Origin of the sequence: Sphingomonas rubra, from assembly GCF_900115745.1 — a bacterium.
Classification (GTDB): Bacteria; Pseudomonadota; Alphaproteobacteria; order Sphingomonadales; family Sphingomonadaceae; genus Sphingomonas; species Sphingomonas rubra.
In genome coordinates this window covers 49,384-62,127 of the sequence record NZ_FOXP01000006.1, presented here as the reverse complement: position 1 = coordinate 62,127, position 12,744 = coordinate 49,384, and the positions used below count along the sequence as shown (strand labels likewise).

Below are 12,744 nucleotides of genomic sequence, written 5' to 3'. Positions count from 1 at the left end.
AGCCCGGCATGACCAAGCGCCTGAGGACAGCCCTTACGCTGACGCTGCTGGCGACCACCACCGCCTGCTCCATGGCCCCCAAATACACCCGCACCGACCTGCCCGTCCCCCCCTCCTGGCCGGTCGGCGACGCCTATCTCCGCCAGTCGGAGGCGGCGCTGCCGCAGATCACCTACGCGTCCGTCTTCACCGACCCCCGCCTCCAGCGGATCATCGAGCGCGCGCTCGCCAACAACCGCGACCTGCGCGTCGCCGCCGCCAACATCGACGCGGCACGCGCGCAGTACCGCATCCAGCGCGCCGACCTGTTCCCGACGCTCGATGCCACCGGTCGCTACAGCTACCAGGGCGGCGGCAGCGGCGCCGCCAACGCGACCGGCGCCGGCACCGGCAACGGTCCGGGCGGCACCGGCACCGGCGGCGGAACGGGCACCGGCACCGGCGGCGGAACGGGCATCGGCACCGGCGGCACGGGCACGGGCACGGGCACGGGCACGGGCACCGGCGGTACGGGAACCGGCACCGGCGGCACGATCGTCACCAGCTCGCGCGGCGGCAGCGCCTGGTCGGTCGGCCTCGCCACCACCGCGTTCGAACTCGACGTGTTCGGCCGCATCCGCAGCCTCAGCCGTGCCGCGCTCGACCGTTATTTCTCTACCGAGGCCGCCGCGCGCACCGTACGCGTCACGCTGGTCGGCGACATCGCCGACGCGTGGCTGACCTACGCCGCCGACCGCACGCTGCTCAAGATCGCCGAGGATACGGTCGCCGCGTCGCGCCGCTCGGTCGAGCTCACCGACGCGCGCCGCGCCGGCGGCATTTCCCCGCGCACCGACGTCCGCCAGGCCGAACAGGTGCTCGCCGTCGCCGAGGCCGACCTCGCGCAGCAGCGCACGGCCGTCGCGCAGGACGGCAACCTCCTCCAATTGCTCGTCGGCCAGCCGGTCGAGGGCGCGCTGCTCCCCGCCGGGATCGACGAGGCCGCCCCCACCATCGCCGCGCTGCCCGCCGGGCTCGACTCGCGCATCCTCCTGCGCCGCCCCGACGTGGTTCAGGCGGAGTACGAGCTGCGCGCCACCAACGCGGAAATCGGCGCCGCCCGCGCCGCGCTCTTCCCGCGCATCTCGCTGACCGGCATCGTCGGCCTCGCCTCCACCGCCCTGTCGTCGCTCTTCACCGGCGACGCGTTCAACTACTCGGTCACGCCGCAGGCCAGCTACTCGATCTTCCAGGCCGGCGCCGCGCGCGCCAACGTGCGCTTCACCCAGGCGCAGCGCGACGCCGCGCTCGCCAGCTACGAACGCTCGATCCAGTCCGCCTTCCGCGAGACCGCCGACGCGCTCGCCCGCGCCGGCACAATCGACGCGCAGCTCGCCGCCAACCGCCGCAACCTCGTCGCCACGCAGGACACGCTCCGCCTGACCGACGCCGCCTATCGCGGCGGCATCACGCCCTTCCTCAACACGCTCGACGCGCAGCGCACCTTCTACACCGCGCAGCGCACCTTCGTCGCGACGCAGCTCGTCGCCGCCTCCAACCGCGTCACCCTCTACCAGGTGCTCGGCGGCGACAGTTCGCTGGAGGCGACCGCCGACGGCCCCCGCCCCGTCACCCCGTCGGGCGCCCCGCGCACGGAGGGTTGACGCCCACTCGCATCGGGTGAACACTTCCCCCCATGACGACGAACGATCCGGCCGCGTTCTTCCGCGCGATGCTGGGCGAATGGGAGAAGATGGCCAACACCGTCGGTGGCGACGCGCTCCGCTCCGACGAGTGGAGCCGCGCGATGCACGGGGCGCAGGGTGCCACCCTCCAGGCCCAGGCCGCGTGGAAGGAGGCGAGCACCCGCGCCCTCGCCGCCGCCAACATGCCCAGCCGCACCGAGTTCGAGCAGCTCTCCGCCCGCATCGCGGGCATCGAGGAAAGCCTCGCCCGGATCGAGTCCGCCCTCGGCGCCCGCGCGCCCGCTCCCCCCAAGGTCCGCCCCACCCGCACCCGCAAACCACCCGAGCCGCAGGGTTGAGCGTACCGTTCCATCTCGCCTCAAACGTACGTCATGCCGGGCTCGTCCCGGCATCCAGGGCCACGAACGGCACCGCTGCCTGGCTCTGGACCCCGGGACAGGCCCGGGGTGACGAGAAACCGCACATGGAAGCGGTCTAGACGATGCCCCCCACCCCCGACCTCCTCACCGCCGCCCAGGCCGAGTTCGACCGCGCGCTGAAGCGCAACATCAAGGGCCTGGGCTATTTCACCACCTCCGGCCCCACCCTCGGCGCCAGCCCCAAGGACGTGCTGGTCGAGCGCGGCACCATGCGCCTCTACCATTACCACCCGCGCGTCGACGACGTGTACCGCGTCCCCGTCCTGCTCGTCATGGCCACCACCAACCGCGGCTACATCTTCGACATGGTGCCCGGGCAGAGCCTGGTCGAGTTCCTGCTCGACGCCGGGTTCGACGTGTTCATGCTCGACTGGGAAGCCCCCCGCCCCGACGAGCGTCGCCTCACCCTGGAACACTACGTCCTCGATTTCCTCCCCTCGGCCGTCGCCCACGTCGCGGAGGAGACGGGCGAGCCCGACCTGTCGGTCGTCGGCTACTGCTTCGGCGGCGTCCTCTCGCTTCTCTGGGCGGCACTCCACCCGGACCCGCTCGCCAACCTCGTCACCTTCACCACGCCCGTCGACTTCTCGAAGATGGAGATGTTCCAGGCCTGGGCCGACCGCCGCTTCTTCGACGTCGACCACCTCGTCGACACGCTCGGCAACTGCCCCGGCGACTATCTCTACACCGCCTTCGACATGCTCCGCCCCGGCTCGCGCGCCGCCGGCCAGCTGCGCCTCTACGACAATCTCCACGACGACGAGTTCGTGCGCGCGCACCGCATGTTCGATCGCTGGGGCGCCGACATCCTGCCGCTCGCCGGCGAGTATTTCCGCGCCACCACCAAGCAGCTGATGTGGGAGAACCGGCTGCTTCGCGGCAGCATGACCGTCGGCGGCCGCCCGATCGATCTCGCGCGCGTCACCGCCCCCTTCCTCCACGTCGCCGCGCAGCACGACCATATCGTGCCCCCCGCGGCGTCCGCCCCGCTCCTCGACCTGATCGGCTCGACCGACAAGCGGGAGATGGTGCTGAAAGGCGGCCATGTGAGTTTGGTCGCCGGGGCCAACGCGAAGAAGCGGCTGTGGCCGAACCTCGTCGTATGGCTCGGAGAGCGATCCCAATGAGAAAGTCAAAGGCGTGAACCACACGATCCGCCGCTTCGAACCGTCCGATCGCGACGCGATGGCGACCTTCGCCGCCGCCCTGCCGGAACACGACCTGCTGTTCCTCGGCCGCGACCTGCGCCACCCCCGCGTCATCGCCGCCTGGCTGTCGGCGATCGAGGAGGGCTGGATCGACAGCTTCGTCGCCGTGGCGGAGGATGGCGCGATCCTCGGCACCGCCGCGCTGGTCCGCGATCCTCTCGGCTGGAGCGCGCACGTCGGCGAGGTCCGCCTGCTCGTCGCCGCCTCCCTGCGCGGCCACGGCCTCGGCCGCGACCTTCTCGAATGCGTCTTCGCCGCCGCCCGCGGTCACCACCTGGCCAAGCTCACCGCGCAGATGACCCCGGACCAGGCCGGCTCGCTCGCCCTGTTCGAGAGCCTGGGCTTCCGCGCGGAGGCGCTGCTCAAGGATCACGTCCGCGGCCGCGACGGCGTCCCGCACGATCTCGCGATCCTCGCCTACGACGCCGCCCGCGTGGCGGCGCGACAGCAGGCCTTTGGAACAACCTGAACAATCGACGCACCGGAACGTTCATGCTGCACTGCAACGGAGATTTCTGACGATGGCGACCGCCCATCCCTACGCGGCGCGACGTCGCGCCGACATCAAGGCCCCCTCGCACCTGCTGGCGCTGACCGAGCTGCCGCGCGCGATGGCCGAGTTCGCCTCGCTGCCGCTCGCCGCGCCGCTGCTGGCGCGCGCGCCGCGCGGCGACGGCCACTCGGTACTGGTGCTGCCGGGCTTCATCACCACCGACGCTTCCACGGTGGTGCTGCGCTCCTTCCTCAAGCGCCTCGGCTACGACGCGCACGAATGGGGTCTCGGCCGCAACCTCGGCCCCCGCGCGATCGGCCGCGAGGGCGAGAAGCTGGTCGCCAAGCTGGAGGAACTGCACGACGCGTGCGGCACCAAGGTCAGCCTGGTCGGCTGGAGCCTCGGCGGCGTCATGGCCCGCCTCGTCGCGCAGCGCCTGCCCGAGGCGGTGCGCCAGGTCATCACGCTCGGCTCGCCCTTCACCGGCAGCCCGCGCGCCACCAACGTCTGGCGCACCTATGAGTGGCTGACCGGCCAGCGCGTCGACGATCCCCACACCCGCGGCCAGATCGCCGAGAGCGCCAGCCCGCTGCGGATGCCGGCCACCTCGATCTACTCCAAGGGCGACGGCATCGTCGCCTGGCAGAACTGCCTGGAGCCCGAAGGTGCCGAGGCGGAAAATATCGAGGTTCGCGGCAGCCATTGCGGCCTGGGCGTCAACCCCTCCGTCCTCTACGCCGTCGCCGACCGCCTCGCCCAGGCCGAGGGCGACTGGCACCCCTTCGACCGCAGCGGCATCAAGGGCCTGGTCTACCCCGCAGGCAACGCCTGACGACTTCCTGTTCCTCCCCGTTCAAGGGGAGGTATCAGCGCACCAGCGCTGACAAAAGGGGGTCACGTCCGAGCGCCCGCGCGAGCCCCATGATGCCATCCATGGTCTCGCGGCCACGGACTAGCTGTTGCGAAACCCCTGCTCTCCCCACCTCCCCGGCGAAGGCCGGGGTCCAGTCGGGTGACGGCCCGAATGACGTACTAACCTTCTCCACCTGGGCCCCGGCCTTCGCCGGGGAGGTGAAAGGAATATCCCCGCCATTCGCTCGCAGGGGCAGGATCAGGAACTCGCTTACCCGTTCCCACCACCCCGCAACGGCGCCACCGCATCGCGCCCGAACTGCATGATGAGATCGCCGATCTCGCGCGCCTGCGCCATCGATCGGGTGCCTTGTTCGCGCAGGTAATCGCCCTGGATCTTCATCACCTGGCTGATGTCCTTGGCCTGCGCCGCCTCGCGCATCGCGGCAAAGGCCTCGCGCGCGTTCTGCTCGGCCTGGTCGATCATCCTGGTGCCGATCGTCGAGCCGCCCTCGGCCAGCTTCTGGCCCGACTCGCGCATCGCCTCGCCCGCGCGCTTCGCCGGTTCGACAACGCGTTCCTGGAAAGCACCCTGCGCCTTCTGCGCACCATCGCGCAGCGCGTCCGTTCCCGACTTGGCGGCATTGGCCGCACGATCCGCGCCCGCTTTCGCCTGATTGGCGGCGAAGTCGGCGTTCTTCTTTGACTCGTCCGCCGCGGCGTTCGCGATGTTGTCGTCGGCCATCATTTCGCTCCTTTGCGCTGACGCGGCTTCTTCGCCGCATGGTCTTTGACCTCAACCGGCGGACTGGAGGGAGGTTGCATCGCGCCCGCGCGCAACCCTTCGAACGCGCCGCGCAGCGCCGCCGCGAACGCGTCCGGATCACGCAGCATCGCCCGGTCGGCGGTGAAGCTCACCGCGATCGTGTCACCGTAACTGTACACCGGGCAGATCAGCCCCATGCCGTCGAACACCGGCGCCGTGCCGTACATTCCCAGCATCTTGGCGCCGGCGAAATACAGCGGCACCCGGCTGCCCGGCACATTGGTGACGACGCAATTGTAGACGGGCGCGTGCGCGTTGGCCGCGCCCACCCGCGTGTACAGCCGCGCCGCCAGTCCGGCGAGCCCGGACGGGATCAGCTGCGAGTAATCGGCCAGGTTCTTCGCGCCGACGGCGTTGGTCAGCGCCTTCGAATTCACCGCCTCGCCGTGGACGAAGCGCAACCGCTCCACCGGGTCCTCGACCTGCGTGCCCAGTCCCACCACCATCGCCGACACCTGGTTGCCCAGCGCGCCCTTCTCTCCCTCGCCGCGCACGGAGATCGGCGCCATCGCCGTCATCGTGCCCTGCGGCAACTCGCCCTTGTCGAGCAGATAGCGGCGAAGCCCCCCACCCACGACCGACAGGATCACGTCGTTGACGGTCGCCCCCGGCACCGCATCCTTGATCGCGCGCACGTCCTTCAACGGGAACGGCACCGCGTCCCATACCCGGTGCGCCGAGACCTTGCCGTTGAACCGCGTCCTCGGCGCCGGCCGCGCGCCCGACAGCGACACGTCGCCCTTGCCCACCGACAGGCCCAGCTTCGCCACGCCCGGCAGCGACCGGCCGATCGTCTCCACCACGCGCATCGGCTGGACGAGGTTGTTGAAATAGCTCCGCGCCAGCAGGTCGGCGACCTTGGGCATGTCGTCGGGGCGCCACTCGTCGGGCCGGCCCACGCCGCCGGCGGACGGGTCCAGGTCGTGTACCGCCGCCGACATCTCCACCCCCGACATGCCGTCGATCGCGGCGTGGTGGACCTTGGACACCAACGCGAAACAGCCCGGCGGCAGCCCCTCGACATGGTCGAGGCCCTCGACGATCGTGAACTCCCACAGCGGCTTGGTCAGGTCCATCGGCCGCGCGTGCAGCCGCGCCACCTGGATGCACAGCTGGCGCCAGTCGCCGGGCTTGGGCAGCGCGATGTGGCGGACGTGGAACTCGATGTCGAACTCCGGGTCCTCGATCCAGTAAGGGTGGTCCAGGTCGAACGGCACCCGCACCAGCCGCTGGCGAAAGCTCCGCGCGCCCGACAGCCGCCCCTCGATGAAGGCCAATATGTCCTTGAATCGCACGAACCCGCCGGGCGCGGTGGAGGGGTCGTAGATCGCTACCGATCCGATATGCATCGGCGTGTGCGGCGTCTCCAGGTACACGAACGCCGCGTCCTGCGCGCTCAGCTGCTGCATGCCGGCTCTCCTCGATCGCGGCACTCTCGGGGCGCCATCGGGGATCAGCGTATCGCGCTTTGCCCGGCGGCGAAAGCCGCGCCCGGCCCGACGACGAAAGCCGCGCCCGGCCCGCCCGCGTCAGGCCACCGCGGCGAGCGCCTGCCGGTGATAGGCGTCCATCCGGTCGAACGCCGTGTCGGTCAGCCCGACCACGTCGCCGTCCACCGCGACGATGGCGTCGTTCAACAGGTGACGGATCCACCGGTCGCCGATCACCTTGCTCTTGGAGGTCAGGTTGATGATGTTGTCGACGTACATCGTCTGCCCGCGCAGCCGGGCGACATACATGTGCAACATCATGTCCCATGCATATTCGTCGAAGATGTCGCCCGGGAAATGGCCGTATCGCAGCGCGCGCAACGCGATTTGCGTCTTCGCCAGATCCAGACAATTGTCGAACAATGCCACGACCCGCTCCTCGCTGCCGCCCACCAACCGCCCGGCTAGGAAGATTGTATCGAATGCGGTATGGAGCTTTCACCAAGAAGTACAGCGATCAAGATCAGGATTCGCGCTTGACCGGGCCGACCGACATCAGCCGATTGCTGCAACTCCTCCGCGACGCGCTGGCGGAGGCCGATGCCTGCGGCGACACGCTGATCGCCGCGCTGCTGACCGAGTGTATCGAGACCGCCGAACGGCACCACACGCCGCACTCGCCCGGCGGTTGAGCACGGGTCGCTCGCCGGCCGCCGCTCGGCCCGCTAGACCTGAATTCCACCAAATATGTTCACCTCCGTTCGCCCTGAGCGAAGTCGAAGGGCACGCCTCCACAAGGTGCTTCGACTGTGCTCAGCACGGACGGCTCAGGCATAAGGCTCCCCCCGCTATTTGCCGAAACCGAACACGTCCTGGTGGAACCGTCCGCCGGCGATCATCTCCTCCAGCCACGCCGACCCTTGCGCGTGCTCGCCGCCGGTCGCCTGCATCCAGATGCGGATCAGCGTGTCGCGCACCGCCGGCGCCATGAAGCGCCCGTCGCCGCAGACGTAGATGCTCGCGCCCGCCTCGATCAGCGCCCACACCTTCTCCTGCTCCGCCCACAAAGCGTCCTGGACGAAGCGCCACGGATGCTGCCGCCACGCGGAAAAGGCGAGCAGCAGCTCGGCGACGCCGTCCGCCTGCCAGCGCTCCATCTCGTCCCGGCACAACCAGTCGTGCTCGGGATGGCGGCATCCGAAGACGAGCAGCGACCGGCCCACCTCCTCGCCCGCCGCTCGTTGCGCCGCCCGCTCGGCCAGGAAACCGCGCAAGGGGGCAAAGCCCGTGCCGGGTCCGATCAGGATCGTCGGCGTGGCCGGGTCGGCCGGCGGCGCGAAGGGCGGATTGGGCCGCCGGACGTAGCCGAACACGCGCTCGCCCGGCGCCACCTCCGCCATGTAGGTGGACGCGAAGCCGCGATGCTCGCCCAGGCCCGACCAGGCGGGCGCCGCCGTCGTGCCGACGATCAGGTCCGCGACCCGGTCGTCGTTCAGCGGCGTGGACGCGATCGAGTAGAAGCGCGGGGCAATGGCCGCCGACCATTCGACCAGCTCGGCCAGCGTCGCGGACGCCGCCGGCGTCCGGTCGAGCACGTCGACCAGCGACAGCCGCCGGGCGCCGACCGCGGCGTCGTAGTCCGCCTCCAGCGCCGCCAGCGCCTCCCTGCTCGCCGGGCAGCGCGTGCCCTCGCGCAACGCCGCCAGCGCGCGCTTCGACACGGGGTCGGACAGTTCGACGAAGTCGGTCAGCAACTGCCGCACGCTCACCTGCTGCCCCAGCGGCAAATGCCGGAACCGCCCGCCGGCGCCGTCCACCCGCACCTGCTCGTCGCCGTGGAGGTCGAGCCGCGCGATCACCCGCTCCACCAGTTCGGGCCGGTTGCGCGCGTACACCGCGACATGGTCGCCCGTCCGATAAGTCTGCCCCTCCGGCAGTCGCAGCCGGATCAGCCGGGTCGACGGCCGCGGCGGCTCCTGCGCGAAGTCCCACAATCCGTCGGCAGGGCGCACCAGCTCGTCATTGGCGACCACCTCCAGCCGCTGCGCGTGCTCGGGCAGCGCGCCCATGCGGGCCGCATCGGCGTCGACCGCCGTCAGCGTCAGCCGCGCCGCGCGGTCGCCCTCGTTCGGCCCCGCCTCCGCGCCCAGCGCGCGCCACAGGTCGCGGACGAAGCCGGCCACCGCACCGTCGAAATCGCCCTGCCCGTCCGCTTCCGCGCGCGCCACCAGCCGCGTCGCGCCGGTCGCCGCCAGCGCCGCGTCGATCCGCTTGGGGAAGAACTGGTAATTGGGCCACTGGCTGTTGCCGATGCCCAGCACCGCGTACTGCGCGTCGGGCCAGCTCGCCCCCGCGAACGCCCCCGCGTCCAGCGCGCGCTCCACCTCCACCGCGCTGTCGGGCGCGCGGCCGTTATAGGTCGCGGTGACGACCACCAGCACCCGGTCCTCCGGCGCCGCCCCGCCCTTGAAGCTGTCGTCCATCGACCGCACGACCACATCGAACCCGTCGACGCGCGCCCGCTCGGCGATCTCCTCGGCGATGTCGCGCGCGGTGCCCAGCGACGATCCGTACAGCACCGCGAACCGCCTTCCCGTGCCCGCGACCGCGCCGACCTCCTCCTCGGCCGCCGTCTGGGTCGCGCCGAGCGAGAGCCGCTCGTGCGGCTGCCGCTCGCGCACGCGCATGAAGAACGCGTCGGGCTTGATCGACAGCGTCTCCTTGATCGTCAGCCGGTATCCATGCGGATCGGCGATCGTGAAGGCGCGCAGCAGCATCGCCATCGCGATCTTGGCCTCCACCATCGCGAACTGCCGCCCGATGCACGCGCGCGCGCCGTTGCCGAACGGCTTGCTCCCGTGCGGATGATGCGCCGCCTCCTTGTCGGGCAGCCAGCGGTCGATGTCGAACTCGTCGGGCCGGTCCCACGCCTTGGGATTGCGGTGCAGCCCGGCGGCGAAGACGTTGACCGGCCGATCCTTCTTCAGCAGCCACCGGCCGCCCACCAGCTCGTCCTCGAACGGCGCCAGCGTGAAGGCCGGCGCCGTCGGCCACAGCCGCAGCGCCTCCTTCAGCACCCGCTCGATCACCTCCAGCCGCGCCACCTGCGCGTAATCGGGCCGCGCGTCCCCCGGCATCACCCGGTCCACCTCGGCGTAACATTGCGCCAGCACCGCCGGGTTGCGCAGCAGGTAGCTGAACGCGAAGGTCAGCATGCCGCTTGTCGTCTCGTGCCCCGCGATCAGGAAGGTCAGCACCTGGTATCGGATGTTGACGTCGTCCAGCCGCTCGCCCGTCTCCGGGTCGAACGCGGTCAGCATCAGGTTGAGCAGGTCGCGCCCGTCGGTCGGATTCCGGCGGCGATCGGCGATGATCCCGTCGACCAGCGCGTTCATCTCGTCGATATCGGCGTCGTACTGCCGCTGTCCCTTCCGGGCGAAGCGGTTCTGCACCGGCAGCCGCGTCACCATCGACAGCGTCGTCCCCAGCGCCCGGCCGAGCGCGAGCAGGAAACTGTCCAGCTCCTCCCGCGCGAAACTGTCGAACCGGTGCCCGAAGCCCGCGATCGCGATCGAATCGAGCGTCAGCCGCGTCATGTCGTCGGCGACCAGCACGTCCGTGCCGCTCGCGCGCCGCCACTTGGCGACCAGCTGGTCGCACACCTCGACGATCATGTCGAAATAACCGCGCATCGCCCGCTGCGAGAAGGCGGGCAGCAGGATGCGGTGCGCCTTGCCCCAGTTGGGCTCGTCGCCGAACGCGGTGAACAGCCCGTCGCCCGCGAACCGCCGCACCACGCGCAGCGCCGGCCCCGGCATCTTGCGGAACCGCGTCTCGTCGGAGAGTTCGGCGACGATGTCGGGATCGACCGTGAAGATGCCCAGCCGCGACCCGAAACGCAGCTTGAACAACCCGTCCGGATAGTCCCGCCCGACCTTGAGCAGATGCCCGACCAGCCCGGCGCGCGCGATCTGGTGCAGGTGCCCGACGACCGGCAGACCCGGCGGGCTCGGAATGCTCGGACGCGTCGCCATGCTCATCTCTCCCGCCGCGCATCCGAGCACGCGCGCGGCGACGGCGCAAGCCGGCGGCGAGAGGCGATCACCCCCGCGCCGGGCCCCTCGGCTCTCCAACGCCGCGGGACGTAGCGTCGGCCGGCGAGAAGTTTCCGGCCCGCCCCCCGCCCGCGGCGACGGCCAGCCCTACTCGTTCGACGGTTCGTCCCCCAGCGCGCGCGTCTGCGCCTCCTTCTCCGCCAGTTCCTCGCCGCCGCCGTGCGGCAGTTCGGCATCGATCGGGCTGTTGGGAGTCGCCGCGCCCGCCTTGCCCATCGCCGTGCCGGCATCGGCACCGCCCGCGCCCGCCACCATCAGCCCGCCGCCGCCCGGCGCATCGTCCATCCGCCCGTCGGACAGCACCGCCGCGGCGCTCTCCCCGTCGAGCGGCTGCGGCGCGGTGTCGGTCGGCTGGTTGTTCGGCTGCTCGGTCGGCATGGGCGTCTCTCCTGGGATGGTCCGTCCCCAACGGCCGAGCGGCACCCCCGATCCCCGTCCCCTCCCCGGCCCCTTCCCGGCGGTCGTTCAGGGACACAGTCCCGCCGCCCGCATCCGGTCCGCCGCCTCCGCCGCCGCGGCGCCCGCGGCGGCCTTCTCCTCCGTCGCCTCCCGTTCCAACCGGCGCTTGAGCGCCCCCAGCTTGCGCAGCAGCGACGCCTCCAGCTCGTCGATCGGAACGTTCTTCACGTTCATCTCCGGCGGCGTCTCTACCCCGCGCTGGTACAATGCCTTGAGCAACGTGTCGGAATAGCGCCGCCGCACGCCGACCTGCTTGCCGCCCTGGAAGATCGGCTCGTCCCAGCCCTCCACCGCGCGCCGCCGCACCTCCGACTCGATCGACGGCCGCGACGCATCGACGGCATCGTCCCAGCGGTTGCGAAAACCGCGCACCCGCTCGCGCGCCTTGTAGGCGGAGGTCGTCGACTTGCCGACCACCTCGCACGCGTCCGTCACCGACCCGCTCTTCGCCAGCGCCTCGCAGAACGCCGTCTGCCGCGCCACCGTCCACCCGTCATGCCGCACCCGCGGCGCCTTCTCCGGCGGTAGGATGTCCTCCATGTTCTGTGCTCCCCTGTTGCAAAGGAGCGAACCATATATCGCAGGTCTGGGCTTGTAGGACAGGGGTATCGCTACGGTTTGTTCCCCCGGTTTATGGAGCGATCAAGGCCCGCACCGCCGCCGCGAAGGGTGGAAAGCTGACTGGGCATCGCCGGCCGATCGTGTCGAGATCGGAAAGGTGCGCGATGTCGCGCCTGATCGCCATATCGGCTTCGATGTTCGCCGACGCGCAGACTCTCTCGAATACGACCTTCGGGTGCTGGCCAGCCTGATCGCGGGGCCGTCCCCACAACGTCTCGGGCGACGCTGCGGGGAGGGCACGTCCGTCACGCAGGCCTACCCCCTGCCACGCCGCCTCATCCGCCAGCAACCATGCCTCGGAAGTGCCCATGGGAACGCAGGCGACCGCAGCCACGTCGTTGTCGATCGATGCCAGCCCGGCCTCGACCTCCGCGACGACCATCGCGCGCTCGGCGGGATCGTTACTGTCGGCGTCAGTCGCGTAGATCAATGCGGAGCATTGCAGGCCGTCGGCCATCACGCGCGCGAGCGCGGCCTTGCGCGCCTGGCCAGGCAGGCCGCCCTGCTTGCCCGGAAACGTCACCAGTTCTCGGTGCCGCCGGGCGATCGTCTCGCAAGGACCGATCAGCGCCGCCACGATCGGCTGCATCCATCCTTCCTTCGTTCTGTCAGCGCCCGCTCGGCGATCCCAGTCCC

The 12,744-nt window shown here is 70.7% G+C and carries 13 protein-coding genes; 6 read left to right on the top strand and 7 right to left on the bottom strand.

Annotated elements, in window-relative coordinates:
• Positions 1-8 precede the first annotated feature (8 nt).
• The 5 genes from BM145_RS08665 (at position 9) to BM145_RS08645 (ending at position 4,637) form a co-directional block, all read left to right on the top strand.
• A complete protein-coding gene (locus BM145_RS08665) occupies positions 9-1,643 on the top strand; it encodes an efflux transporter outer membrane subunit (RefSeq protein WP_093333268.1) in 1,635 nt (544 codons plus the stop codon).
• 32 nt (positions 1,644-1,675) lie between these two features.
• Positions 1,676-2,023 carry a hypothetical protein gene (locus tag BM145_RS08660; RefSeq protein ID WP_093333267.1) on the top strand — a complete coding sequence of 116 codons (348 nt, stop codon included), beginning with the start codon at positions 1,676-1,678 and terminating at the stop codon, positions 2,021-2,023.
• 143 nt (positions 2,024-2,166) lie between these two features.
• Positions 2,167-3,231 (top strand): alpha/beta fold hydrolase, encoded by a 1,065-nt coding sequence (locus BM145_RS08655; protein ID WP_093333266.1) that lies wholly within the window; start codon positions 2,167-2,169, stop codon positions 3,229-3,231.
• 13 nt (positions 3,232-3,244) lie between these two features.
• On the top strand, positions 3,245-3,781 hold the full coding sequence (locus tag BM145_RS08650; protein WP_093333265.1) for a GNAT family N-acetyltransferase: 537 nt from the start codon (positions 3,245-3,247) through the stop codon (positions 3,779-3,781).
• 52 nt (positions 3,782-3,833) lie between these two features.
• A complete protein-coding gene (locus BM145_RS08645; RefSeq protein ID WP_093333264.1) occupies positions 3,834-4,637 on the top strand; it encodes an esterase/lipase family protein in 804 nt (267 codons plus the stop codon).
• A gap of 291 nt (positions 4,638-4,928) precedes the next feature.
• Here BM145_RS08645 and BM145_RS08640 read toward each other — a convergent pair whose 3' ends face one another.
• From BM145_RS08640 to BM145_RS08630, 3 genes are all read right to left on the bottom strand, one after another.
• The gene (locus BM145_RS08640; RefSeq protein ID WP_093333407.1) at positions 4,929-5,402 is read right to left on the bottom strand and encodes a phasin family protein; all 474 of its coding nucleotides are present in this window, start codon (positions 5,400-5,402) and stop codon (positions 4,929-4,931) included.
• Positions 5,402-6,892, bottom strand: a complete 1,491-nt coding sequence (locus BM145_RS08635) for a WS/DGAT/MGAT family O-acyltransferase (RefSeq protein ID WP_093333263.1) — start codon at positions 6,890-6,892, stop codon at positions 5,402-5,404. Before BM145_RS08635 ends, BM145_RS08640 begins: the two co-directional genes overlap by 1 nt.
• Before the next feature lie 120 nt (positions 6,893-7,012).
• Positions 7,013-7,342 (bottom strand): hypothetical protein, encoded by a 330-nt coding sequence (locus tag BM145_RS08630; protein ID WP_143090147.1) that lies wholly within the window; start codon positions 7,340-7,342, stop codon positions 7,013-7,015.
• 107 nt (positions 7,343-7,449) lie between these two features.
• Here BM145_RS08630 and BM145_RS16025 point away from each other — a divergent pair, with 107 nt between their 5' ends.
• Positions 7,450-7,605: a ferritin family protein gene (locus BM145_RS16025; RefSeq protein ID WP_177200133.1), complete on the top strand. Its 156-nt coding sequence runs from the start codon at positions 7,450-7,452 to the stop codon at positions 7,603-7,605.
• Positions 7,606-7,761: 156 nt separating this feature from the next.
• Here the strand turns inward: BM145_RS16025 and BM145_RS08620 are convergent, their stop codons facing one another.
• From BM145_RS08620 to BM145_RS08605, 4 genes are all read right to left on the bottom strand, one after another.
• Positions 7,762-10,947 (bottom strand): cytochrome P450, encoded by a 3,186-nt coding sequence (locus tag BM145_RS08620; RefSeq protein ID WP_245739198.1) that lies wholly within the window; start codon positions 10,945-10,947, stop codon positions 7,762-7,764.
• Between the two features lie 168 nt (positions 10,948-11,115).
• A complete protein-coding gene (locus BM145_RS08615) occupies positions 11,116-11,406 on the bottom strand; it encodes a hypothetical protein (RefSeq protein WP_093333259.1) in 291 nt (96 codons plus the stop codon).
• Between the two features lie 87 nt (positions 11,407-11,493).
• On the bottom strand, positions 11,494-12,027 hold the full coding sequence (locus tag BM145_RS08610; protein ID WP_093333258.1) for a hypothetical protein: 534 nt from the start codon (positions 12,025-12,027) through the stop codon (positions 11,494-11,496).
• A gap of 91 nt (positions 12,028-12,118) precedes the next feature.
• Positions 12,119-12,697: a hypothetical protein gene (locus BM145_RS08605; protein WP_093333257.1), complete on the bottom strand. Its 579-nt coding sequence runs from the start codon at positions 12,695-12,697 to the stop codon at positions 12,119-12,121.
• Positions 12,698-12,744: the final 47 nt, after the last annotated feature.

Excerpts from the sequence above, each read along its gene's own strand:
- BM145_RS08645 (WP_093333264.1), top strand. The coding sequence starts at position 3,834 with ATGGCGACCGCCCATCCCTACGCGGCGCGACGTCGCGCCGACATCAAG.
- BM145_RS08610 (WP_093333258.1), bottom strand. The coding sequence starts at position 12,027 with ATGGAGGACATCCTACCGCCGGAGAAGGCGCCGCGGGTGCGGCATGAC.
- BM145_RS08635 (WP_093333263.1), bottom strand. The coding sequence starts at position 6,892 with ATGCAGCAGCTGAGCGCGCAGGACGCGGCGTTCGTGTACCTGGAGACG.
- BM145_RS08620 (WP_245739198.1), bottom strand. The coding sequence starts at position 10,947 with ATGGCGACGCGTCCGAGCATTCCGAGCCCGCCGGGTCTGCCGGTCGTC.
- BM145_RS08660 (WP_093333267.1), top strand. The coding sequence starts at position 1,676 with ATGACGACGAACGATCCGGCCGCGTTCTTCCGCGCGATGCTGGGCGAA.
- BM145_RS08640 (WP_093333407.1), bottom strand. The coding sequence starts at position 5,402 with ATGGCCGACGACAACATCGCGAACGCCGCGGCGGACGAGTCAAAGAAG.
- BM145_RS08615 (WP_093333259.1), bottom strand. The coding sequence starts at position 11,406 with ATGCCGACCGAGCAGCCGAACAACCAGCCGACCGACACCGCGCCGCAG.
- BM145_RS08605 (WP_093333257.1), bottom strand. The coding sequence starts at position 12,697 with ATGCAGCCGATCGTGGCGGCGCTGATCGGTCCTTGCGAGACGATCGCC.
- BM145_RS08655 (WP_093333266.1), top strand. The coding sequence starts at position 2,167 with ATGCCCCCCACCCCCGACCTCCTCACCGCCGCCCAGGCCGAGTTCGAC.
- BM145_RS08665 (WP_093333268.1), top strand. The coding sequence starts at position 9 with ATGACCAAGCGCCTGAGGACAGCCCTTACGCTGACGCTGCTGGCGACC.